This is a genomic window from Ligilactobacillus animalis KCTC 3501 = DSM 20602 (genome assembly GCF_001434535.1).
Taxonomy (GTDB): Bacteria; Bacillota; Bacilli; order Lactobacillales; family Lactobacillaceae; genus Ligilactobacillus; species Ligilactobacillus animalis.
On sequence record NZ_AYYW01000032.1, the window covers coordinates 66,772 to 91,230 of the forward strand.

Below are 24,459 nucleotides of genomic sequence, written 5' to 3' on the forward strand. Positions count from 1 at the left end.
CAGTTAACAATTATATCCAGGCAGAAAAAAAGTGTTGCTAGAATCACTCCTAGCAACACTTTCGAAAATAAGATTAACGACGCAAGCCTAAGCTCTTGATCAATTCACGGTAACGTTGAACGTCCTTGTTACGCAAGTATGCCAACAAGTTACGACGATGACCGATCTTCTTCATCAAACCACGTTGGGAAGCAAAGTCCTTCTTGTGGCTACGTACGTGTTCGTTAAGTTCGTTGATATCTGCAGTCAAAACAGCGATTTGAACTTCTGCTGAACCTGTATCGCCTTCATGACGTGCGTATTTTTTCATGATTTCGTTTTTCTTTTCGTTTGAAATAGCCATTGTATTTCCACCTTTCAAAAATTCTGCCTAAAACCGAGTAAGTCGTCGGTGTCGTCGCCAAACTAAGTTATAGGTCCGGTACATCTGTACTTAATCTAATCTACTAGATTTTGCTTTGAAATGCAAGTCTTAAATTTATAAATAAGTGTCAAGGAATATTTCTTGACATCAAATTCATTTTTCTGTTGCATTGTTTAAAACGCTCTTGTATAATGAGATATGTTGAAAATTTAGATGATACCGTTACGGATCATACAGGTGGAGGTGACATTCATGCCAATTATCAAATCCGCAATCGAACGTGTAAAAACAAACGAAAAAGCTAACGCTCGTAACTCTGCTGAATTAAGCAAGATGCGTACAGCAATCAAGAAATTTGAAAAAGCTAAGACTGCAGGTGCAGAAGATGTTGAAAAACTCTACCGCGAAGCAGTTTCAGCTGTTGACCGCGCACATTCTAAAGGCTTGATCAAAGCTAACAAGGCTGCGCGTGACAAGTCTCGTATGGCTGCACGTTTAGCTAAATAATGAATGATAACTGAAAAGAGCTTGGAAATTAAATTTCCAAGCTCTTTTTTGTTATACCACGACCGCTTTTTGAGCAAAATTAAGCATAAATAGTTGAAAAAGTAATTCTGGCTCTTGCGTCGTAGTTTTTAATCGTTCCTCGATATGGATCAGACCTAGATAAGCATTTTTTAAATCTTGGCGCTTAAAGACCCGCGTTTTTTGCAAAGCTAATTTGACCCGATATGGATGGACCTTTAACGTACTTGCAATATTACCTTGAGCATAGCCATGTTTTTGTAGGATCTCGACTTGAAGTAATAACCGGAACTGCCCTTCTAAGATCGCATTGATCTTTAAAGGTTCTTCTTTTTGTTGCAATAGATCACGATATAGCTCCAAAGCTTTAGCCGTATCTTTTTGCAAAACAAGTTCGACCAGATCAAACACATTTTGCTCTAAAGAACGTGAGACCATCGCAGATACTTCATTAACAGTGATCTGCTTATCTTCAGCTACCAATAAGAGCTTTGGTAACTCATTAGCGATCGCAGTCAAGTTGGCGTTCGTTCGTTGTAATAAGATCTCTAAGGCTCTAGGATCGATCGTATAGCCTTTTTGGGCCAATTCGGCGGATAAATGCTTGCGTACAGCCATCTCTGTCAGCGGACTATTGTCGACTACCACAGCCTTTTGTTTGATCTGTTTGACCACTTTTTTACGCTCATCTAGTTTAGCATAAGGTGCCATCAAAACTAGTACCGTCGTCGGTTCAGGATCATTTACATAAGCGATCAATTCATCTAGATCGTGTTCGAGTTTTACTTTTTTAGCTTCACCGGTCAAAAAATACGGTCGATTTATAAACACGAGCCGCTTTTCTCCAAAAAACGGTACCGACATTGCGTCGGCTAGCGCAGTCGATAGCGTTACCTCTTCCATATCATAAATTCCAATATTGAATTCGCGTTCTTCTTCCGGGAAATTGGCGATCAGTTTTTGTTTGATCTTCTCAGCATTGACTTGCTCTTCACCTAAGACCAAATAAACTGGTGCCATCTGATTTTTTTCAATGTCATTTAAGACTTTTTCTACCGTCACCATAGTTTTAACTAAAGCTCGCTTCCCTTCTTCTGCTATTATTCCGATTTAACAATCATACCATATTTATCCTATTAGCTCTAATTATCTTTAAGATCCCAAAATGAGAAATACCCTAACATTTCAGTAAATTTTATCATCCCGACTTTAGCCGTCACATAGTACGGAACTTTTGCTTTCTGCAAAGTCACCAAAGTTTCCTGATTTGGATGACCGTACCGGTTATGCCGCCCAGCAGAAATGATCGCAACTTTAGGAGCTAATTGTTGCACGAATTTAGGATCAGTCGCTGTCTTACTTCCATGATGCCCCGTCTTTAACACATCTGCTGTCAAATTAGGATATTTCTTGCTGACCGCAAGTTCGCCTTTGCGATCGAGATCACCTGTAAAAATACATTTTAGGCCATAAAAATCGAGCCACAAAACGAGTGAATCAGCATTTGTTCCTTGTCCACGCGCGAAGGGATGTAACAACTTCAAGTGTGGATCAGATAGTTTCACCCTATCAGTTACACCTTTAACTGCTTCAGGCATAACCGCCGACTTAGCCAACCGATGCTTAAAACTAGGTAGATTTTCCATTCCAGCTGGTACGATGATCTGTTTGATCTTGATCAATTGGCTCAAGCTTGGGAAATTTCCAACATGGTCTGCATCTTGATGCGTTAAATATAGTTGGTCGATCCGGGTGATCCCTTTGCTCAGCAAATAATTGGCCACGATCGTCTCACCACTTGTCTTAGTGGGATGCTTTTTCCAGTTAGGCATTGAAAAATGAACTTTACCCCCAGTATCGATCAAGATCACTCGCCGCGAAAAACGTTCTCTGATCAAAGTGCAGTCACCTTGACCTATATCAAAATATACGACCTCACTACTCAAAGGATAACGTAACAATAAAAAGGTCAAAAAATAACTCATCCCTAATAAAGCTAACCAGCGAATTTTTTTCGAACTACCTTGTAACCACAATAGTACACCCAACCAAAACAAGACCATTATCAATGGCGGTCTACCTAAAATCAAATTACTCGGCAAGCGCGCTAATAAAGTCAAACCGCTTGAGATCAGCTGTAAGAGCTGAGCTGCTAAATTCTGCAAAAATGGGACTACTGCACCGATAAAGGTCACTGGTAAAATAATATACTCAAATATCAGGTTCATCCAACCTGTTATCAAAAAGGTCAAGAAATTCCACTGATATGTATAATATAATACGAGTGGTGCACTAAAAGCATTTAGCTTCAAATTAAACAACCAGTTCGAACTCGTTTTACTTGTAACGATCACCAGAGTCAAAAGATAGCTCAGCTGTGCCCCTAGTTGATAAAACAACGCCGGATAGCGCCATAGTTCAAGTAATAAAACCACTGCCCAAATAGTGGCTAGTTTTAAGCGCACTCCTTTTATGAGCCTCGTTGCCAGTTTTAGCCAACACATCCAGACCGCACGTACCAAACTCGCAGAGGCCCCACCTAAGATCGCATAAACAGGCAAAACACCTAAAACCACTAGAATTTCTAGCCATTTTGGTAAACGCAAGAGTTTTAAGAAACGACGTAAAGTTTTGACTACATAAAAAACATGGAGGCCAGATAAACTAAATAGATACAACAATCCTAAGCGCGTGATATCAGCTAAAGTTTTATCAGCGTCAGACGATCTTATCCCCAATAGCAACGTAGCACTGTACCAATCTAATGGTCGGGGAAGCCTTTTTAATTTTAAACGCAATGCTTGGCGCAGATCATGTAATCGCCCGCGCCACGCCATTTGTCCCGGTGGTACCTTTTGCAAAGTGTAATGTGTCACAGCAAAAGCTAAAAAGATGTTCTTTCCTTGATAAAAACGGCGCCAATCAAATTGAGCCTCATTGGTCGGGGCTTGCAACGGTAAAACTTTTCCCGTCACATTCCAGATCTTTGTCTTGTTTATTTGTAATAACGTCTTTTTTTCAGCTAAAGTTCGGATCCGATAATATCCATTCACCCACTGGCGTTTTTCCCACCACCAGGCCTTAAATGTCAATAGATCCCCACTTATCTTAGTTTCATCACTGTAGATCAGCAAATGTTGCTTCTGGGTCACATCTGGTGTGACTTGCATAACTTGATGTACATTTTGTTGCCAAGTATAAAACCGGATACTAAAAAACACACAAATCACTAATACACTACTGATCAGGTGAATATTTTTAGTGGCCAACAGTCTTAAGAATAAAACTAACACGACCATCCCTGCCATCCAAGTATGGTCAAGTATCAAAAAACTTAAACTGACAGCTACAAAGGCTGTCAATAAAAGCATGACTTGAATTACTTAGGCTCTCCTTTATCGACCAATTGCTTGAACAAAGCAGTGTCAATATATTCCTTATCGAGTTTGACTTGCTCGAGTGTAACTTCTTTTAACTTCAACAATTCGAGTGCATAAGGGTCATTGTTATAATTTCTGAGATAGTGGATCTTTTTGATCCCTGCTTGCAATAACATCTTAGTACATTGCAGACATGGAAAATCCGTGACATAAAGCTCTGCCCCATCTGTAGGGATCCCAAACTTAGCACATTGCAAAACAGCATTCATCTCAGCATGGATCGTACGTAAACAATGCCCATCGACCATGTAACACCCGTCATCAATGCAATGCTTATCACCTGAAACTGAGCCATTATAACCACCGGCGATCATTCGCTGATCTCTGACCAAGATTGCCCCTACGGATAAACGTGTACAAGTACTCCGTAACGATAGCAAAACCGCTTGTAACATAAAATATTGATCCCAAGGGATGCGTTTTTCCATTTTTTCCTACCTCATCATCTCTAAATTTAGTAATAGTATATCAAAGATAACTATTATTGCCTATATCGTTAAAGACTTACTCAATTTCTGATACGTTTTATCACCAATGCCCGAAATATCTTTTAATTCAGATAATTGTTTGAATGAGCCATGCTGTTGCCGATATTCGATGATCTTCGTCGCTTTTTTATCACCGATCCCATCGACTTGCATCAGCTGTTCTTTAGTTGCTGTATTTAAATTCACTTTGCTACCGTCTGCTCCCGATGCGTTCGCGGTCAAAGAAGTCTGTGGTTCTGCTGGAGCGACTGCTGTTTGAGCACTAGCAACAGTTGCTCCTTGCTTAGAAACATATATCAATAGTTGGTCGGTCAGTTTTTTGGCGTAGTTTAACTGCGAAACTTCTGCTTGAGCTGTTGGACCACCAGCGCTAGCGATCGCGTCGCCTCACATGGTCACTAGCCGAAAGCTTATATAACCCCGGATGGTTGACCTCGCCTTTAACATCTACATATACGTAGCCTGCTGTTTTCTTTGACTTAACTGCTTGGATCACCTGATGACTTGAAGAACTTGGCGCAAAAACTTCAGTCGCATTCGTAGCTGAACGTTCAAATCCAAACATCCCTACAATAGCCAAGATCACCGCTAAAATACCACCTGAAAGGATCCGCCACTTGTATTCCATCAGAAAATCATACCAATCATTCATTTTCTCGCCTCCTACTATATAAATACGAAAAAAGAGCAGGAAATATTTCCTACTCTTAAAAAATTATTTTTTACTCAAGGCTACTTGAACGATCGGTGGAACTAAATTCCCCAATTCACCCTTAAAACGTGCAACTTCTTTGACCAAAGTCGACGACAAAAAAGCATACTTGGGATCGGTCAACAAGATCAAAGTCTCGATCTTTGGTGCCAGTTCTTTATTCATCGCCGCAATATTTTGCTCAAATTCAAGGTCTTGCGTATTTCTGACCGAGCGAATGATGATCTGGGCATCTAATTCTTGCGCAACATTCACCGTTAGATCAGCTTCCTTAGCTAAAACCTTGACATTAGGGATTTTTTCAGTTGCCTTTTGAATAAAGCTCTGACGCTCATTTGCCGAAAACATCGGCTTTTTGGCGGTATTGGTCAAAACCACGACAAATACTTCGTCAAATATCGCCGCACTGCGCTTGATAATGTCTAAATGTCCATTGGTCACGGGGTCAAAGCTCCCAGGAAAGATCGCCTTCATTTCAGTTCACTTCCTTATAACGATAAAACGTTAATTCTGTGATCCCATAATCAGCTTTTTTAATAAGTTCAAAATCAGCTAATTCTTCGGGCAGATCAGCAACTTGATCTGTTTCACAAATGATCAAAGCCTCGGCATTTAAAAGCCCTAATTGTTTTAATTGCTCCATCAATTCTAAGATCTGTTGTTTTTTATACGGTGGATCAAGAAAAACATAATCGAAGCTTTGCTCTTGTTTAGCCAATTTATTGAGCATCTTATAGGCATCACCTTTTAGCACTGTAAATTTATCTTCTTCCTTGGTAACACTCAAATTTTCATGGATCGTTTTGATCGCTTGATATTGTCGATCTACCAAAGTCGCATGGTCAGCACCACGTGAAACAGCTTCGATACTAAGACCACCCGAACCAGCAAATAAATCTAAAACTTGGCCCCCATCTAAGTACGGACCAATAATGTTAAACATTGCCTCTTTGACTTTATCCGTTGTGGGACGAGTCTTCATTCCGGGTACTGCCTTTAAACGACGCCCCCCATATTCTCCTGCTACAATTCTCATACAACTCAGCTCTCTTCTTTTATCAACTACTACACTAGATCGCAATCGGGATCTAACACATCGCACAACTATAGATATGCGATCTTTATCTAAATTTCTAATTGAATTTCTCTTGATCTTCTTCAGTCAGTTTATATGCTTGATGATCCTGTTTGGAAAATTCTGTCGTGATATCAGGTCGATTCGAGATCTCGACCGCTTTAACAAAGCGTAACTGTTTCAATTTTTCGACCGTCTTTTTTACATCTACCTCATCCATATAGATCAAGGCATACTTCATCTTGCGTGAAACATACTGAAGATTACCATAACGTCTTAATTGTTTACTCTGGCGCAAATGATAAAGATATACGATCACGCCACGACGTTTTTTTGCTTCAAAAGCCATCTTTTTATCACCTACACATCTTCTACTATTGTATCATCATTTTTCAAATATTTTATCCATTTTTATCATAAACTACGATCAAGCATGAATTTTCATAGTTAAATCCAATGTTTGTATTTTTAGAAAACAAAATGTTATTCCAAAAGCTTTGATTTTTTCCCGTCGTTGCTACTAATTGCACCGGATTCACAACTGGTCCGTTGATATATATATCAAAGCGTTCAGCATCAACTTGGGCATCGGCTAATAATTGGGCTGACACATCATTGGGTCTTAACTGTAAAACTTTAACGTCATTTAAGCGATCTGCCTTAAGTCGCCGGTACTGTTTTAATTGTTTTTTGGACAGATATTTTTTAGGATCGTTTTCTAACGTCTGATTTATTCTTTGAGCTACAGCTGTCGCCTCTTCGCTCTGGCTCAACTGCGCTACTTTCCTCTGTGCCCGTTCAAAAGTCAACACTTCCCAGATCTCTTGTATCATCGTATCTTGATCATCCGAGGATAAAACATCTGTACTATAACGCACTGGTAAAGGAGTCTGTGAACTAACTTTATATAAACCACTGCGTAGCAATTCTTCTTTATCAAGATATTCCACTGCAACTACTTTTTTAGTCACCCTAGAAATATAGCTCACCGCATAACTGCCATTTTTAAAAGCGATCAAAGGCTTCGTTGCCAGATCTGTCTGCGTTAATTTTATCTGTGCCGTTTGCTCATTTGATCTGAGTTTAAAATCCATAGCTAGAGGAAATTTTTGTTGTAATTCGCTTTTTTTCAATCCATTTTTTAGCTCACTTGCCAGTGGCGATTCGCCTAAAAGATAGATAGCACAGACCTTAGCGCTATATTTATCGATCCCGACCAACATATACGTTTTATCTTCCCAGCGGTACTGCTGCCATTCGATATTTTCCGCACTGGTGATCACTTGCGTTGGTTGGCCAAAATCAGCGCTAAAAGCAAGATTTGACACGCCAATATAGCGTGCCAAACCTTGTGTTTTTAATTTAGTTACTTTAGGAACAACTTGTGAGTGTGGTTCGTTTGAATGAGACAACTCTTTTTTATCAGTCTTGTCATCACTTGTAAAGATCGCCAATAAATAGAGGACTGGCAAAATGATCACAAAACACACACACGTTTTCTTCCAAAAGTTACGATCAAACATTATTTAACTGGCTCTAATTCAAGCAGCAGATCTTGACTTGCTAAAATATCGCCATCTTTAACGTAAATATGCGTTACTTTACCATCAAACGGTGCTTTGATCGTAGTTTCCATCTTCATCGCTTCGGTAACTACTAATGGTTCACCCTTCTTAACAACTTGATCTTTTTTGACTAAGACATTTAGCACTGAACCACTCAATGTTGCCCCAATATGATTTGGGTTAGTTGGCTCGGCTTTAGGGATCGCATTGACCTTAGCTTCCTTGCTCTTATCGTGGATCACGATCTGCAAGTTTTGACCGTTGACCGAGAAGAAGAGACTGCGATTACCATCTTCGTCAGCATCAGAGATCGAATCCAATCTAAAGATCGAAGAACGACCTGGTCTAAATTTGACCCGAACAGTTTCGCCTGGGCGCATCCCTTGATAGAACGTGGTCGTATCCAAGACATCCATTGAACCAAAGCGTTTCGTATTTTCTTCATAGTCCATGAAGACATCTGGATAAAGAATATAGCTCAACACTTCTTCAGCCGTTGGTTTACGCTTGATCTTTTCGGTCAATTCTTTTTCCATCTTAGCAAAGTCAACTGGCTCAGCTAAACTCCCTGGACGAACTGTGATCGGCTTTTTGCCTTTTAAGACAACTTTTTGTAATTCTTCTGGGAAACCACCATATGGCTGGCCAAGATCACCATAGAAGAAATCAACTACTGATTCAGGAAAGTCGAGTTGTTGCCCACGAGTCAAAATGTTATCTTTAGTCAAGTTATTTTGGATCATGAAGATCGCAAAGTCACCAACCACTTTTGAACTTGGTGTGACCTTGATGATATCACCTAAAAGTTCGTTGACATCGCGGTAAGTTTGCTTGACTAATTCAAAGTCATCGATCCCCAATGCCTTAGCTTGTTGTTGTAGGTTAGAGTATTGACCACCTGGCATCCCTGTTTGATAAATATCAGTTTGTGGTGAAGTCATTCCATTCATGAATGCTTGGTAGAATGGTTTTACACCTTGCCAATATTGGTTGATCTTTTCAACATTTTCCATTTCAAGTTTTGGTTGGCGTGCATCTTCTTCTAATGCATAATAGAAGCTTCCCATACTTGGTTGACTTGTTGTTCCCGAAAGTGAGCTCATAGCTGTATCAACGATATCGACACCAGCTTTAGTTGCAGCCACATAAGTTGAGACCCCGTTCCCAGTCGTATCATGTGTATGCAAATGGATCGGTACATCAACTTTTTGCTTCAAAGCTCCGACTAATTCAAAAGCAGCTTTTGGTTTGAGCAAGCCAGCCATATCTTTGATCCCGATGATCTGAGAACCGGCATCAACTAATTGTTTAGCTAAGTTTTCATAGTAAGCCAAAGTATATTTAGTTTCGTTCTTATCTAAAATATCTCCGGTATAACACATCGTACCTTCCGCGATTTTACCCGTGTCACGTACATATTGAATGCTCTTTTCCATTTGTTCGATCCAGTTCAAACTATCAAAGATCCGGAAAACATCGACCCCATTAGCCGCACTCTTATCGATAAATGCTTTTAAGACGTTATCTGGGTAATTTTGATAGCCGACCGCATTCGAGCCCCGTAAAAGCATTTGCAAGAGCGTATGTGGCATTCTTTCACGCATGAACTGCAAGCGTAGCCATGGATCTTCGTTCAAGAAACGGTAGGCTACATCAAAGGTCGCCCCACCCCAAACTTCAGCGGAAAAGACATTTGGCAAGGCTTTATCGTAAACTTCGATCACTGGGGCCATATCTTTAGTCCGCATCCGGGTCGCAAATAAACTTTGGTGGGCATCACGCATTGAAGTATCGGTCAAAAGAACTTCTTTTTGGTCTTTGACCCACTTCATCGTTGCCTCAGCGCCTAAGTCATCAAAGACTTTTTTAGCATTGATAGCATCACTTGGAGCAAAAGTATCTTTTAACTTGATATCAGGCACAAAGATCTTCTTTTGTTGCTTAACACCAGGGAAGCCGTTGACGGTCACATCCCCGATATATTTGAGTAATTGGTTGACAGTATTAGATTTACGTTCAAACTCAAATAGGCTAGGGGTTTGATCGATGAAAGTCGTATTAGCATCCCCGGCTTTAAAGACTTCATTATTGATAACTTTACGCATGAAATCAATATTAGTCTTGACTCCACGGATCTTAAATTCACGTAAGACCCGATCCATTTTAGCTACAGCTTCATTAAAGGTCCGTGCCTGCACACATGTCTTGACCAACAGTGAATCGTAGAATGGGGTCACGACGGCACCGGCATAGGCATTCCCACCATCTAACCGCACGCCAAAACCACCTGGTGAACGATATGTTTCGATCTTACCGGTATCGGGCATGAAGTTATTTTCAGGGTCTTCAGTCGTGATCCGACATTGGATCGCACAGCCATGATATTTAAGGTCTTTTTGGTGTGGCAGATGGAGATCTTTAAAGAGATCTTTACCTGCAGCGCTCAAGATCTGGGATTGAACGATATCGATCTCTGTGATCATTTCAGTGACTGTATGTTCAACTTGGACACGCGGGTTGACTTCGATGAAATAAAATTTGTCATCTGTAACTAAAAATTCGACTGTCCCAGCATTTTGATAGTTGACACTTTTGGCTAAACGAACGGCCGCTTCGCAGATCTCTTGGCGTCGCTTATCATCTAAGGTGATGCTTGGCGCAAATTCGATCACCTTTTGATGCCGACGTTGCACCGAACAATCACGCTCAAACAAATGCAAGATATTACCATATTTATCCCCTAAGATCTGAACTTCGATATGCTTAGGATTTTGTAAGTATTTTTCAACATAAAGCTCATCATCGCCAAAAGATTGCATGGCTTCACTACGCGCACGATTGTAAGCTTCTTCTAATTCATCTTCAGAATAGACGATCCGCATTCCACGACCCCCGCCACCTGAAGCAGCTTTGACCATGATCGGATAACCATGTTGATCGGCAAATTCACGGACTTGGGTGATCGATCTAACTGGATCTTCAGTCCCGGGGATCGTCTCTAGCCCAGCAGCATGTGCCACTTCTTTAGCTTCAATCTTGTCACCAAACATTTGTAATTGCTTAACTGTTGGTCCAATAAATGTGATCCCAGCATCTTCACATTTTTGGGCAAATTCTTCATTTTCAGACAGAAAACCATAACCTGGGTGGATCCCATCGGCCCCTGTCATTTTAGCGATCCGGATGATATCATCCATATCTAGATAAGCTTCGATCGGTTTTTTTCCAGCTCCAACAAGATAGGATTCATCGGCTCTAAAACGATGGACTCCGTACTCGTCTTCTTTAGCATAGATCGCAACTGTCTGTAAATTAAGTTCGTGACACGCTCGAATGATCCGAATAGCGATCTCGCCACGGTTAGCAACTAAAATCTTTTTCATCAATAAACACCACTTTCCTAAATTCTTCTATTTTCTACAAACTTACTTACCAAAAACTTCTACTTCAAGGCCCCGTTTTTGCGTTGCTGAAATATTCATCACCATCCCCAAAGCAACCGTCAAAACGATCATACTTGAGCCCCCATAAGAGATAAACGGCAATGTAACACCGGTGATCGGTAGCAAACCGATCGCCCCACCAACGTTAAAGAAGGTCTCAACAGCAATAAAGGTCCCTACACCATAACAAAAATACATCGCATAGACGCTCTTTGATCGAATACCGATCAAAAAGATCCTTAAAATGATCCAAGCCAGTAAACACAGCACGACGACCGCTCCCAATACGCCTAATTCTTCGGCGATCACTGAGAGAATAAAGTCGGTGTACGGTTCGGGAAGATAGCCTCTTTTTTGGATACTTTCACCGAGTCCGCGCCCGATCAAGCCACCGTTGCTGACCGCATAAAATGAGTTTACCAACTGTTTACCACTCGAATTAGCATATTGAAATGGATCAAACACTGCCAAAAAGCGTTGCCTGATATAACCAAGGCTCGTGTTGTTAAGCGCCGTGGTAAACTGCAAAAGATAAGTCCCGATCCCTAGGAATGCGGTCCCTAAAATAATGATCCACGTGCTCTTTTTATAGTTTATATCAGCATACGCTAAATACATCACGACAACGATCGCAAAACTGATACCAAAACCACCAAAGTCAGGCGCTAATGCGATCAGTAACAACATTGATAGCACCATCAGTAACATCAATAATTCCTTGGTAACACGCTTTCTCATCATTCTTTTATAAAAGACATTTTTGCCTTTGGTTGTGTAATTAGCAAAAAGATTAGCTAAAAACATCACTAAGTATAACTTACAAATTTCAGAAGGCTGGATACTGATCACTTTTAAATTGATCCAGCCATTTGCCCCATTGATAGCTGAAGTAAAGAACTTGGCATAACCTAAGAGCAACATTAGAAAGCCCCAGCCATAGAGCAACATCCGCGGGTTGCGCCACCACCGTGGGTTCGTTTGCGCAAATAGTACTGTCAGACCGATACCCAGGATCACATAGATCGATTGCCGGATAAAATACTGCATCGTCTTCCCGGTCAAATATGATAGATTGATCGAACTAGCCGAATAAACCATCACGATCCCGATCAAGGCTAAAATGAGAAAAGGTATAAATAAGCCATAATCAAAATATTTTAGTTTATTTAGAAACTTTGTCTTCATTCCCATTCCACTCCAACGTCTGGTGTCACCCTTGCTTGGATATTACCCAATTTTTCTTCAAGTTCTTTTATCAGCTGATGCCCCTCCGAAGTGGTCAATAAACCACTACGTATCAAAAACTTGACTTCACAAGAAAAGCCATAGATCCTTGTGTCGGCAACTTCTTCAAAAGCGGGACAATCCGTCCGACACAAAATATTACTTTGCTTGCCTAATAGGTCACAGATCTCAGCTGCATCTTGCTGCAAAACAGCTAAAGCCTGTTGTTTTGAAATAAAGTTTTCCATCAACTTGATCTCCTCTCATACTTCCGCAATTATATCATAAAACCGCTTGAATATGTCTGTCCAACTGTAACACATTAAAAATATTTACAAAATCACTAAAAAACCACAAGTGCGATCGAAATCACACTTGTGGTTTAGTTTAACTATTATTGTGTTGCTTTAGCTGCTTTTTTAGCTGCTTTTTCACGCGCATTTGTTTCCAAGATCCGTTTGCGCAAACGAATATTTTCTGGCGTGATCTCCAACAATTCATCTTCATTCAAGAATTCAAGCGATTCTTCCAATGTCAAATGTGTTGGTTTCTTGATCGTTGCTGTTTGGTCCTTGTTAGAAGAACGAACGTTGGTCATGTTCTTACCTTTAGTGATATTAACTGAGATATCACGTTCACGTGAAGATTGACCCACGATCATACCTTCATAAACTTCTGTACCTGGATCAACGTAGATCGTACCACGGCCTTCAACACCCATGATCGCATAAGTCGTTGCTTTACCTTGGTTGATCGAAACCAAGGCACCGTTACGACGACCAGGTTCCCAGTTGCGAATAACTGGTTTGTATTCGGCAAATGTGTGGTTCAAGATACCGTAACCACGTGTCATGGAAAGGAATTGGGAATCATAACCGATCAAACCACGTGTTGGAGTTGAGAATACCAAACGTGTTTGGCCGTTCAAACCAGTTTCCATGTTCAACATTTCACCTTTACGTTGTGCCATTGAGTCGATAACAGAACCGGAGTATTCATCAGGTGTATCGATGATCACACTTTCAAATGGTTCACATAATTGACCATCGATCTCACGGTAAATAACCTTAGGACGAGATACGGCCAATTCGAAGCCTTCACGACGTAACATTTCGATCAAGATCGACAAGTGTAACTCACCACGACCAGAAACAGTCCAGGCATCTGGTGAATCAGTATCTTCGACCTTCAAAGAAACGTCCGTGTGCAATTGCATCTTCAAACGATCTTCTAATTTACGTGCAGTAACCTTGTCACCGTCGCGGCCAACAAATGGAGAATCATTTGTCATAAATGTCATTTGCAATGTAGGTGGGTCGATCCGCAATAATGGTAATGCTTCAGGATGATCAGCTGGGCAAACTGTTTCCCCAACGAAGATATCGTCCATCCCTGAAACAGCGATCAAGTCACCGGCTTTAGCTTCTTGGATCTCAAGACGTTTCAAACCAAAGAAACCAAAGAGTTTAGTTACACGGAAGTTCTTTTGTGTACCATCAAGTTTCATAACTGTAACTTGATCGCCCACTTTGATCTTGCCACGGAAGACACGACCAATACCGATACGACCTACGAAATCATCGTAGTCAAGCATTGCAACTTGGAATTGCAATGGTTCATCAGCATTATCTTTTGGAGCTGGAATAGCATCCAAGATCGTGTTGAAGATCGGATCCATTGTGTGTTCTTGTTTAGCTGGGTCGGAATCAAAAGAAGAAGTCCCGTTCATCGCAGAAGCGTAGATAACTGGGAATTCAAGTTGTTCTTCATCAGCACCGAGTTCGATAAAGAGGTCTAACACTTCATCGACAACTTCTTCTGGACGAGCACCTGGGCGGTCGATCTTATTGATCACGACCACTGGTGTCAAGTGTTGTTCTAAAGCTTTTTTCAACACGAAACGTGTCTGTGGCATCGTTCCTTCGAACGCATCCACGATAAGCAAAACACCATCGACCATTTTCATGATACGTTCCACTTCCCCACCAAAGTCGGCGTGTCCTGGTGTATCTAAGATGTTGATCTGTTTACCGTTATATTTTACCGCTGTGTTCTTGGAAAGGATCGTGATCCCACGTTCCTTTTCAATATCATTTGAGTCCATCGCACGATCGCCGATGTCGGTATGTTCATCAAGCGTATCTGATTGTTTTAATAATTCGTTAACTAATGTTGTCTTACCATGGTCAACGTGGGCAATGATCGCAACATTACGAATATCATCACGTGTTTTCAAAGTTGTTTCTTCCTTTCAAAATCTACTGCTTGAGAAATGCCCCTTCAATTCAATAACCCTAACGGCCTATCGACTTTGAATGTTATGAAAAAAATTATCTCATTTTCAAGAACCCACATAAAAAAACTGTGACTTAGTGCCACAGTTTCAAACTAACGCTTGCGCATCAGCTTGATAATATCGTTCTTAGCATTTTTCGTCGCTACTAATACATCACTTGATGATAGCACATCTAATTCACTATCGTCAATGCTTTTTACGCTCAAACCATGCGCTTTTGCCAATATCTTTCCAGCTGCATGATCCCAAGGATGCAGATGGGAGCAATAGCCCACTGTTTTACCGGTCAAAACATGGATAAAACCGATCCCTGCACTGCCATAGACGCGGATCCCCATACTTTTTTCGGCAACTTGGGCAACATTGCGGTAATTGCGCACTAGCATCCGTCCACTGACATCGAATAATCCCTGTTCCAGGGAAAGATCAGGCACTTGGGGCAACCGAGCCGTATTGCAAAAAACGCCACTTTCCGGTCCACCCCAATAGAGTTTATCGTTGATCACATCGAGAATATAGCCCAATTTTTCATGACCATTTTCATAAACTGCTAGCATACTTGCAAAATGGTCCTTTTGTTTCACAAAATTCAAGGTCCCATCCAGCGGGTCGATGATCCAAACTAAACCTTGGTGGGTCGCCAGATCTTGGTCATGATCGCCTTCTTCGCCTAAAACATGCGAACCAGGAAAAGTCTGCTTGATCTGAGTGACCAAATATTTTTCAACTTGCTTATCGATATTAGTCACTAGATCGGTGCGTCCACTTTTTTGGGCAACTTGTAGTTCTTCCTCACAACCAGCCAACAATTGGCACCGAACTTCTTTGAACCACTCTTGCACACTAGCATTGATCGTTTTCCAGTCAGTCACCACCATCAACCCTTTTCCTTAAATTTTACTCGTTTGCCAGTCGTTGCCTTAGCCAGCTTAACCGCCTGGTAAATACTGAACCCTGAAGCTTGCTCAAAATCTCGATCGAGTTGTTTTTGAGTCATGATCGCTGGCTCCATTTGCAAAAATTTTTTATGCTTAGCTAAAAACTCTTCGCGTTCGATCCCAGTAGTATAAACTTTCTCAACTGCTTCGTAAAATTCACTTGCAGTAATGATCTCTGCGGTCGTCCACTCAGGTAATAGTGGGTATTCAAAATTTTCACTGATCTTCATCTTAAACCTCACCTTTATCTATTGTTTACGTAAATTTTCTAATTCAGCTAAAACGTTTTGCTTTACTTCCATATACTGTGTCGATTCTTCTTCTGAGAGTGTCAATTTTGTCAAAACAGCTACCCCTTGTTTCGACAAAACAACAGGCTCACTGACCGCGATCTTTTGCTTAGCAAATTCGATCTCATGGGTCAAAGGCACTAAGATCGGATGATTGAAAAACAATGCCCGACAGATCCGTTGTAAACACAAAACTGTTACGACTTCCTTTGCTTGCACCAATTTAGCTTGGTAATCTTTAGTGATCTCGTCTAATTTTGCCTGTCCAAATAAACTATTATCTTGCGCAACGATCCCTAAAACCGAATTACCGGCGATCTGCGCACGACTCCAAGCGATAAAAGCCTCGTCTTGTGTGCCGATGACGTTAGCGTAGATCGGATCGCTCCCGATATCTAAACGTTCACCCAATAAGCGGGCAACCGTTTCAGAAAGTCCCATCGTGCCTAAACCAAAGACATTGTTAGCGGGTAAGCCTGAAAAGCGCAAAGCCGAATAGACCCACAGATGATCATGGGGCAAGACCACGCAGATCTTACCCCTAAAACCATTAGCCATTGCTTGATTGATCACCAGTTGGACCCAGCGACGTTGTGCATTTTCCCCCTCAGCCTCAACATAATCTTTGGGTGGTGTTCCCAGTAAGATCAGCTGTAATTCATCCCATTTTGGATGTGCAGTTGCCTCTAATACAAAATTATCGGCAAAAGCTGAACTTTCAACTAATGAAACAACTTGGTCAGTAGGTGTTTCATTGATCTGGAACCAAAAACATTTTAAATGCTCATCGTGTAAGATACATGTCTGTAAAAATAACAGCAGTTCAGGGTTTTCCCCACAAATCATCATATTATTATCCATTTGAATCCTCCACTTTTCATCTTGCCGAAATGTGATCTCTTTTGGACCGCCACGATACAAAAGTAAAAGTATATCTCTTTTAGTGTTAAAACGCAAACGTACTTTCGTAAACATTTAAAATTCTCTTTAATTATAGCACAATAATTTCTAGCCTTATCTAACAATAATGTAACAGCTACCATGCTTTGTCACGAAAACGTTACGCTAAAAAGCTGAAAACTTTTTTCCTAAAATGTGCTAAAATCAAGGTAGAAATAAATGAAGGGATGATTATTTTTGATCACTATGCATGATATTATCCGCGAAGGGCACCCAACTTTGCGGGCACGAGCAGAAAAATTTACATTTCCATTGAGCGATGAAGAAAAGCAAACTGCTCAAAAAATGATGGAATTTTTAGAAAACAGCCAAGACCCTGAGATCGCAGAAAAATACAACCTCCGCGCCGGTGTCGGACTAGCAGCACCTCAGATCGATGTATCTAAACGGATGACTGCAGTCCTAGTTCCTGGCGAAGAAGAAGGTCAAGAACCACTATTTAAGCACATCTTGATCAACCCAACGATCTTGAGTGAATCAGTCCAAATGGCTGCCCTAGCAGAAGGTGAAGGCTGTCTTTCGGTCGACCGTGAGATCCCTGGCTACGTTCCACGCCATGCTCGGATCAAATTGCGCTGGTATGATCTAGATGGCAACGAACACGTTGAACGCTTACGAGACTATGTTGCGATCGTCGTTCAACACGAGATCGACCACTTGAATGGCGTCTTGTTCTTTGATCACATCAATAAAGAAAATCCATTCGCTGCCACTGAAGACTTGATCTTGCTTTAATCATATAACAACGAGGGTCCCCGACATGATGTACATACGCATCATACCGGAGACCCTCGTTATTTGTGACCTGCTTAATTATTTTGTTCTAAAGTATTCATATCATTGACATATTCAACAGTTGCCTTATTGACTAGATAGGAGACGTCGATATGCAAGATACCATCTTTCAACCAGATATCAGAGACTACAAAAGCCCTATTTTGCTGATAGCCCCTGATTCCTTGCGCTTTAGCATGTACTGCTAGTTGCTGTTCGAGCTGTTTTTTTAGACCATTTAGATCGGCGTTAGTTAAATATTTAACTTCAAGCTGATATTCAAAAGCAATGACTCCCTTGCCCCAAACATCTGAGATCAAGGCTGAAGCTGCTAAACTTTCATTTAACAGCTTTAAATTTTTTAAACTTGCCTCCATCACTGAATCCGTCAATTTTTGACTGTCCAGCTGGATCAATTTCAATGCTTTCTTTCGGCGATATCGCTGAAAAATAAAGGCTAATGTTCCGACAATGACCACTCCAATGATCAGATATAAAAATTCCATAACTTCACCTACTTGTTTACTCTTTGATTATATACCAAATTTAGACAAACTAGCATTATTGGACACCTAAACTTAAAAGTATCTTAGCCTTTATCTCGCCCGTGACCTTGTCTAGTCTTTTATCTGGCGCGTTTGATCAACTTTATATACTTAGTTTGTAAACTATGGTAAAATAGGATTAATTATTGTGTAAACAATCCCTGTTCGGAAGTTTATTTTTGCTGATTTGAACTTTTATATAAGTGCAAATAACTATAATTAATTTCATAAAAGGAGAATCATTAATGATCTTTAAAGTATATTATCAACCAACGAAAAAAATCAATCCACGCCGTGAAAACACGGAATCTTTATATTTAGAAGCTGACTCAGAACCAGAAGCACGCGTTTTAGTAGAATCAAATACCGAATACAATGTTGAATTTATCGAAGAATTGAGCGACGCAGCTTTAGAATACGAAAAGGAAAGTCCAGCTTTTAAACTTACGGAGTTTTAAAAGATGAAAAAACTAAATGTTAAAAATAACGAGACCGCCGTTTTTGCACTCGGTGGTCTGGGCGAAATTGGGAAAAATACTTATGGTATCCAATTTCAAGACGAGATCATCGTCGTCGATGCCGGCATCAAGTTCCCTGAAGATGACCTTTTAGGGATCGATTACGTCATCCCCGACTATCAATACCTCGTCGCAAATCAGCAAAAAATCAAAGCTTTAGTCATTACACACGGGCACGAGGACCATATCGGTGGTATCCCTTACCTTTTGAAACAGGTAAACGTTCCGATCTACGCTGGTCCATTAGCCCTTGCCTTGATCAAGAGCAAACTAGAAGAGCATGGTCTATTGAACTCAACTGAATTGCATGAGATCAATGAAGATACTGTCCTACGTTTCAGAAAGACGAGCGTGTCCTTCTTTAGAACTACGCACTCGATCCCTGATACCCTAGGTGTTGCGATCAAGACCCCTTCTGGTACTGTTGTCTGCACCGGTGACTATAAATTTGATCTAACTCCGATCACAAACCAAGCCCCTAATCTTCAAAAGATGGCGCGCTTGGGTGAAGAAGGCGTTTTATGCTTACTATCCGATAGTACTAATGCCGAAGTCCCTAACTTCACCAAATCTGAACGCTGGGTCGGCAAATCGATCAAACGGATCTTCGAACAAGTCGAAGGTCGGATCATCTTTGCGACCTTTGCTTCAAATATCTCACGTGTCCAACAAGCTGCGGCGGCTGCGATCGCTAAGGGACGTAAGATCGCAGTCTTTGGCCGTAGTATGGAAGCAGCTATCGTAAACGGACGGGAATTAGGTTATCTTGATATCCCAGATGATGCGATCGTTGATGCACGCGAGATCAATAGCTTACCCGCTAATAAAGTCATGATCTTATGTACCGGTTCGCAAGGTGAACCTATGGCTGCTCTAAGTCGGATCGCTAATGGGACCCACCGTCAAGTAGCGATCCAACCAGGCGATACGGTCGTCTTTTCAAGTTCGCCGATCCCAGGTAACACCTTGAGTGTCAACAAAGTCATCAACGAACTTGAAGAAGCTGGCGCCACGGTCATCCATGGTAAGGTCAATAATATCCATGCTTCTGGACACGGTGGGCAAGAAGAACAAAAATTGATGCTTCGTTTGATGAAGCCTAAATTCTTCATGCCAGTCCACGGTGAGTATCGGATGTTGAAGATCCATACTGAATTGGCTGAAAAATGCGATGTCCCTACCGAAAATTCCTTTATCTTGGAAAACGGTGATGTCTTAGCCTTGACTAAAGATTCCGCCCGTTATGCTGGGCACTTCAACGCTGAAGACGTCTATGTCGATGGTTCCGGGATCGGTGACATCGGTAATATCGTCTTACGCGATCGCCGGATCCTCTCAGAGGAAGGGCTCGTCGTTGTAGTTGCTACGATCGATATGCAAAAACGCGAGATCTTAGCTGGGCCTGATCTACTATCACGTGGATTCATCTATATGCGTGAATCTGGTGAATTGATCAAACAAGGACGTAAACGTGTTTATCGGACGATCAGACAGACTTTGAAAAATGAAAAAGTTACTGAAGCAATGTTGCGTGAAAATATCATTGCTGAGCTCCAAACGTTCCTTTTCGAACAAACCGAGCGTCATCCAATGATCTTACCAATGTTTGTTACAGTTTAAACGCCAAAAAGCAAGCCAAGAGTAGATTTTGGCTTGCTTTTTTGTGCTTGTCGCTTGCTAAAATATTAGCTATAATTGTTTAATAGTTACTAGCGCCTGAAGAAAGTTAATATGGATCAGGCTTTGCTTAGTTCGAAAATAAAGGAAAGGACATATATGATCTTTCTCGTTATTCCCATAACGTCCATATTTTATATCACCGCTCGTTTTGAAAACTTTCTTTATTATTGTTAATCCAAATGCTGATCATGGTCAAGCTGCTAACGTTTGGGAGCAAGTCGAACAGGTTTTGCTTACTCGCCAAGTTAAATATGAAGCGCATCAAACCACACATGTTGGCCATGCTAAACAGTTGATCCACTTAAATTTTGGCAAGCAAAAAGCGGAAAATCTCAAAGACCGTGTCGTTTTAGTCGTGGGTGGAGACGGAACTTTAAATGAGACGCTCAATGCCCTCAAACACGAAGCTCCTTTGGAAGTTCCACTTGCTTTTATCCCCGTTGGCCATAATAACGGTTTTGCCAAGGGGATCGGGACCGCTTCAGATCCTTTAGTTGCCCTAGAGCAGATCTTGGCTGCAACTGAACCGACTTACTATAATGTTGGGGAATATCAAGAAACGACTCATAACGAACAAGGATACTTTTTAAATGATTTTGGGATCGGCCTTGATGCTTATACGATCAGTCTAAATGCTAACGTGCATAAACATATGCGTTTACGTAAGATCTTGCTCAAGCTTCACTTGAACTTTTTGGCGTATCTCGTAAATGTTTTCACCGCTTTTTTAAATCAAGAAGCCTTTGCAGTTACTTTGAGGATCGGTGATAAATATGAGTTCTTTAAACATGCTCGCTTAGTCAATATCGCCAACCATCCTTATTTTGAAAATGGGATCATCTTATCCCCGGAAGCTGATATCAATGATCATCAGCTTGACTTGATCATCGCTGATAACTTAGGCTTTTTTAAATTTTTAGCATTGAGTATCGCGATCTATTTCCAAAAGCAACTTAAACTTCCCTATCTTCATCACTACAAAGATAAAAATATCCATCTGATCATCAATTCTTTAGAGTACGGTCAGATCGACGGTGAAGAAGCTGGAAGTAAATACTACGATATCTTTTTTGGGACGATCAAATATCCTTTCTGGATCAATATCCAAGGGGTACCTGTTACCAAACGCGATTAATGCCGATCTAAAACGAGGGTCCTACTATGATGCCAAAAACGCATCATAGTAGGACCCTCGTTTTGTAGACTACATTGACTCACTTTATTACCGCATGAAATCCGCCGGTGTCAAATTATCCATCCCGATCATCGGGTCGATCTCACCCGTTTTGACCAAAGCTGGCGTTAAAATAAACTTGGGCGCACTTCCCGCTTTAGTAGCTTCTTTAGTGTCCGAACTCTTCGGTTTACCCAAAACTTCCCATAAACGCATCGTAAGCGTAGTTTTACGGTTTAAGGCTACAGTTTGAATACATTTAGCATAAGCTTCTGGTTCACCCAATAAGATAAGCTTTTCCTTGGCCCGTGTTAAAGCTGTATAGAGCAAGTTCCGGGCAAACATCCGTGAATACTGTTGGACCATAGGTAAGATCACGATCGGAAATTCACTACCTTGTGATTTATGGATCGACATACAATAAGCTAGTGTCAAGTTGATGAGATCTTTACGACCAAACTCGACTTCTTGACCATCAAATGAGATGATCACCTTATCTTCTTTGGGGCGATCTTTTTTCAACTCGATCCCGACTATCTTACCAATATCGCCATTAAAAATATTATTTTCTGGGTCATTGACTAAATGTAAAACACGGTCACCGATCCGAAATACGTTATTTCCAAACTTGATCTCTTTTTGTTGTGTTTTTTTAGGATTCAAGAGTGCCTGTAGCGTCTGATTCAAGTTAGTGATCCCGGCAGCCCCACGATACATAGGCGCTAAGATCTGAACATCATCACTCTTATTTTGCTTAGCTAAAGCTGCTGTAACGACTTGTTCGACCACTGAACTCACTTGATCGGCATGACAAGGAATAAATGAACGGTCATTGGTCTTTTGCATTAGATCAGGTGGGACGATCCCATCCTTGACCGCATGTGCCAATTTGATGATCGTTGACCCATCACCTTGCCGATAGATCTTGGCGAGCTCTTTTTGCGGTAAAGTTTCACTGGCTAACAGATCAGAAAAGACCTGACCTGGTCCCACTGAAGGCAACTGATTACGGTCCCCCACAAAGATAACTTGCATCTGTTCGGGAATACTTTCTAATAGTAACTGTAACAAGACAGTATCGACCATCGAAGTTTCATCAACGATCAATAATTGACCCTCTAGTACTTTTGTCTCTTCAGGCAATTCATCTTCACGACCATTCAAGCCCAATAGGCGGTGAATCGTTGAAGCAGGTAACCCAGTAGCTTCACTCATCTTCTTAGCAGCTCTTCCGGTAGGAGCAGCTAAGAGGATCGGCGTTTGACTCGTATCTGATAGATCAAGCTCGTGTAGCGCCGCAAACGTCCGCACGATTCCCATAATGATCGTAGTCTTACCTGTACCAGGTCCCCCGGTCAGTAAAAAGACTGGGGCTTTAACAGCCGCTTTGATCGCCGCTTTTTGATCAGGACCATACGTTATCTGGAGATCTTTTTGGATTGCTTGGATAAAGTCATCGATCTGGGTATCACTTACCTCTTGCTCACTTGTTTTAGTCGCCAAACGCTTGAGCTCTTCAGCGATCGTATATTCAGCTTCATAGTAGCGTCGTAAATAGATCCGACTATCATCTGAGATCACTTGGCCTTTTTCACCCATTTTCAATAACTGGTCAGCTAATAATTCAGGTTCGATCTTCTCAGGGCGGCTCTGCTCTAATAAGCGTAAGGCCTCCTTTAATAATGTGGGACCATCCGTATAAGTATTTCCCAAATATAGGCTCAATTGGGCCATGCTTTCAAAGATCGCCGCCGCTAAGCGAACTTCAGCTGTCGCAGCCACACCCAGTTTCAAAGCTAGCTGATCAGCACGATTAAAACCGAAGCCTTCAATATCATAAACTAGCTGATATGGATTTTCATGGACGACATCTAAAGTCTTTTCACGATATTTTTCAAAGAGCTTACCCGCCATTTTCTCGGAAAAGCCTAATGTACTCAAGCTGATCAGAGTGTGTTCAGCCCCATTATCCGCTGTGATCCCGGCTAATAGGTTCTCCTTTTGCTTGGCACTCAAACCCAACTCATCAGCAACTGTTGGATCATTTAAAAGCTTATCGACGGCATTTTCGCCCAACTGAGCAACGATTTTTTCAGCTGTCTTCTTACCGATCCCTTCAAAATGATCACCAGCTAAATACGCGATCACACCATCTTTTGAAGACAAGATCTCTGGCTTATAGCTGAGCACTTGGACTTGACGGCCATATTTAGGGTGTTCGGTGATCTTTCCCTTAAAATAGTAACTTGTTCCCTCAACGAGCTCGGGAAAATTCCCTGTGATCGTCACTTCACTATCTAGATCAAGATCGGTCTCGGTGATGCCCACAAGCGCTACTTTATACAAACTTGCTGGTGCTTCAAAAAAGATATTTAGAACTTCGGCGACTAAATAACCTTCATTTTTATCCTCATCAAATAGTGTCAGTGTCTCTTGTTGCATCATCTA

Annotated in this window: 24 protein-coding genes; 5 read left to right on the top strand and 19 right to left on the bottom strand. The window is 41.2% G+C overall.

Annotation, left to right across the window (positions count from 1 at the left end):
- Positions 1-73: 73 nt before the first annotated feature.
- Complete coding sequence (gene rpsO, locus FC30_RS05530) at positions 74-343, bottom strand: 30S ribosomal protein S15 (RefSeq protein WP_004048905.1); 270 nt, start codon at positions 341-343, stop codon at positions 74-76.
- Between the two features lie 273 nt (positions 344-616).
- Between rpsO and rpsT the strand changes: the two genes are divergently transcribed.
- Positions 617-871: a 30S ribosomal protein S20 gene (rpsT, locus tag FC30_RS05535; protein WP_004048909.1), complete on the top strand. Its 255-nt coding sequence runs from the start codon at positions 617-619 to the stop codon at positions 869-871.
- A 51-nt stretch (positions 872-922) separates the two neighbouring features.
- Here the strand turns inward: rpsT and holA are convergent, their stop codons facing one another.
- The 16 genes from holA to FC30_RS05615 all read right to left on the bottom strand — a co-directional run bounded on the left by holA (position 923) and on the right by FC30_RS05615 (position 17,335).
- On the bottom strand, positions 923-1,954 hold the full coding sequence (holA, locus tag FC30_RS05540; RefSeq protein ID WP_010688792.1) for a DNA polymerase III subunit delta: 1,032 nt from the start codon (positions 1,952-1,954) through the stop codon (positions 923-925).
- Positions 1,955-2,031: 77 nt separating this feature from the next.
- Positions 2,032-4,260, bottom strand: coding sequence for a DNA internalization-related competence protein ComEC/Rec2 (locus tag FC30_RS05545; protein ID WP_010688791.1), 2,229 nt, complete (start codon positions 4,258-4,260; stop codon positions 2,032-2,034).
- Positions 4,261-4,268: 8 nt separating this feature from the next.
- The gene (locus FC30_RS05550; RefSeq protein ID WP_010688790.1) at positions 4,269-4,757 is read right to left on the bottom strand and encodes a ComE operon protein 2; all 489 of its coding nucleotides are present in this window, start codon (positions 4,755-4,757) and stop codon (positions 4,269-4,271) included.
- A 60-nt stretch (positions 4,758-4,817) separates the two neighbouring features.
- The gene (locus tag FC30_RS05555) at positions 4,818-5,117 is read right to left on the bottom strand and encodes a ComEA family DNA-binding protein (protein ID WP_010688789.1); all 300 of its coding nucleotides are present in this window, start codon (positions 5,115-5,117) and stop codon (positions 4,818-4,820) included.
- Between the two features lie 70 nt (positions 5,118-5,187).
- On the bottom strand, positions 5,188-5,469 hold the full coding sequence (locus tag FC30_RS05560) for a hypothetical protein (RefSeq protein ID WP_010688788.1): 282 nt from the start codon (positions 5,467-5,469) through the stop codon (positions 5,188-5,190).
- Between the two features lie 63 nt (positions 5,470-5,532).
- On the bottom strand, positions 5,533-6,003 hold the full coding sequence (gene coaD, locus FC30_RS05565; protein ID WP_010688787.1) for a pantetheine-phosphate adenylyltransferase: 471 nt from the start codon (positions 6,001-6,003) through the stop codon (positions 5,533-5,535).
- Position 6,004: 1 nt separating this feature from the next.
- Positions 6,005-6,574: a 16S rRNA (guanine(966)-N(2))-methyltransferase RsmD gene (rsmD, locus tag FC30_RS05570; protein ID WP_258409073.1), complete on the bottom strand. Its 570-nt coding sequence runs from the start codon at positions 6,572-6,574 to the stop codon at positions 6,005-6,007.
- Positions 6,575-6,662: 88 nt separating this feature from the next.
- Positions 6,663-6,953 carry a YlbG family protein gene (locus FC30_RS05575; protein ID WP_010688784.1) on the bottom strand — a complete coding sequence of 97 codons (291 nt, stop codon included), beginning with the start codon at positions 6,951-6,953 and terminating at the stop codon, positions 6,663-6,665.
- A 52-nt stretch (positions 6,954-7,005) separates the two neighbouring features.
- Positions 7,006-8,127, bottom strand: a complete 1,122-nt coding sequence (locus FC30_RS05580; RefSeq protein WP_010688783.1) for a CAP-associated domain-containing protein — start codon at positions 8,125-8,127, stop codon at positions 7,006-7,008.
- Positions 8,127-11,552: a pyruvate carboxylase gene (locus tag FC30_RS05585; protein WP_010688781.1), complete on the bottom strand. Its 3,426-nt coding sequence runs from the start codon at positions 11,550-11,552 to the stop codon at positions 8,127-8,129. The genes FC30_RS05580 and FC30_RS05585 overlap by 1 nt, the downstream gene beginning before the upstream one ends.
- Before the next feature lie 42 nt (positions 11,553-11,594).
- The gene (locus FC30_RS05590; protein ID WP_010688777.1) at positions 11,595-12,797 is read right to left on the bottom strand and encodes an FtsW/RodA/SpoVE family cell cycle protein; all 1,203 of its coding nucleotides are present in this window, start codon (positions 12,795-12,797) and stop codon (positions 11,595-11,597) included.
- Positions 12,794-13,084: a DUF1507 family protein gene (locus FC30_RS05595; RefSeq protein WP_004048930.1), complete on the bottom strand. Its 291-nt coding sequence runs from the start codon at positions 13,082-13,084 to the stop codon at positions 12,794-12,796. The genes FC30_RS05590 and FC30_RS05595 overlap by 4 nt, the downstream gene beginning before the upstream one ends.
- Before the next feature lie 146 nt (positions 13,085-13,230).
- The gene (gene typA / locus FC30_RS05600; RefSeq protein WP_010688776.1) at positions 13,231-15,072 is read right to left on the bottom strand and encodes a translational GTPase TypA; all 1,842 of its coding nucleotides are present in this window, start codon (positions 15,070-15,072) and stop codon (positions 13,231-13,233) included.
- Between the two features lie 152 nt (positions 15,073-15,224).
- On the bottom strand, positions 15,225-16,010 hold the full coding sequence (locus FC30_RS05605) for an inositol monophosphatase family protein (RefSeq protein WP_010688775.1): 786 nt from the start codon (positions 16,008-16,010) through the stop codon (positions 15,225-15,227).
- Positions 16,010-16,300 carry a UPF0223 family protein gene (locus FC30_RS05610; protein ID WP_010688773.1) on the bottom strand — a complete coding sequence of 97 codons (291 nt, stop codon included), beginning with the start codon at positions 16,298-16,300 and terminating at the stop codon, positions 16,010-16,012. The genes FC30_RS05605 and FC30_RS05610 overlap by 1 nt, the downstream gene beginning before the upstream one ends.
- Before the next feature lie 18 nt (positions 16,301-16,318).
- Positions 16,319-17,335 carry a Rossmann-fold NAD(P)-binding domain-containing protein gene (locus tag FC30_RS05615; RefSeq protein WP_010688772.1) on the bottom strand — a complete coding sequence of 339 codons (1,017 nt, stop codon included), beginning with the start codon at positions 17,333-17,335 and terminating at the stop codon, positions 16,319-16,321.
- Positions 17,336-17,497: 162 nt separating this feature from the next.
- Between FC30_RS05615 and def the strand changes: the two genes are divergently transcribed.
- Positions 17,498-18,055 carry a peptide deformylase gene (gene def, locus FC30_RS05620; RefSeq protein ID WP_010688771.1) on the top strand — a complete coding sequence of 186 codons (558 nt, stop codon included), beginning with the start codon at positions 17,498-17,500 and terminating at the stop codon, positions 18,053-18,055.
- A gap of 74 nt (positions 18,056-18,129) precedes the next feature.
- Here def and FC30_RS05625 read toward each other — a convergent pair whose 3' ends face one another.
- Positions 18,130-18,600 (bottom strand): hypothetical protein, encoded by a 471-nt coding sequence (locus FC30_RS05625; RefSeq protein ID WP_010688770.1) that lies wholly within the window; start codon positions 18,598-18,600, stop codon positions 18,130-18,132.
- Between the two features lie 284 nt (positions 18,601-18,884).
- Here FC30_RS05625 and FC30_RS05630 point away from each other — a divergent pair, with 284 nt between their 5' ends.
- The 3 genes from FC30_RS05630 to FC30_RS05640 all read left to right on the top strand — a co-directional run bounded on the left by FC30_RS05630 (position 18,885) and on the right by FC30_RS05640 (position 21,972).
- Positions 18,885-19,097: a DNA-directed RNA polymerase subunit epsilon gene (locus FC30_RS05630; RefSeq protein WP_010688769.1), complete on the top strand. Its 213-nt coding sequence runs from the start codon at positions 18,885-18,887 to the stop codon at positions 19,095-19,097.
- Between the two features lie 3 nt (positions 19,098-19,100).
- Complete coding sequence (gene rnjA / locus FC30_RS05635) at positions 19,101-20,777, top strand: ribonuclease J1 (RefSeq protein WP_010688768.1); 1,677 nt, start codon at positions 19,101-19,103, stop codon at positions 20,775-20,777.
- 208 nt (positions 20,778-20,985) lie between these two features.
- On the top strand, positions 20,986-21,972 hold the full coding sequence (locus tag FC30_RS05640; protein ID WP_010688767.1) for a diacylglycerol/lipid kinase family protein: 987 nt from the start codon (positions 20,986-20,988) through the stop codon (positions 21,970-21,972).
- A gap of 87 nt (positions 21,973-22,059) precedes the next feature.
- On the opposite strand, the gene recD2 is transcribed toward FC30_RS05640, so the two are convergent.
- On the bottom strand, positions 22,060-24,453 hold the full coding sequence (recD2, locus tag FC30_RS05645; protein WP_010688766.1) for an SF1B family DNA helicase RecD2: 2,394 nt from the start codon (positions 24,451-24,453) through the stop codon (positions 22,060-22,062).
- Between the last annotated feature and the right edge of the window lie 6 nt (positions 24,454-24,459).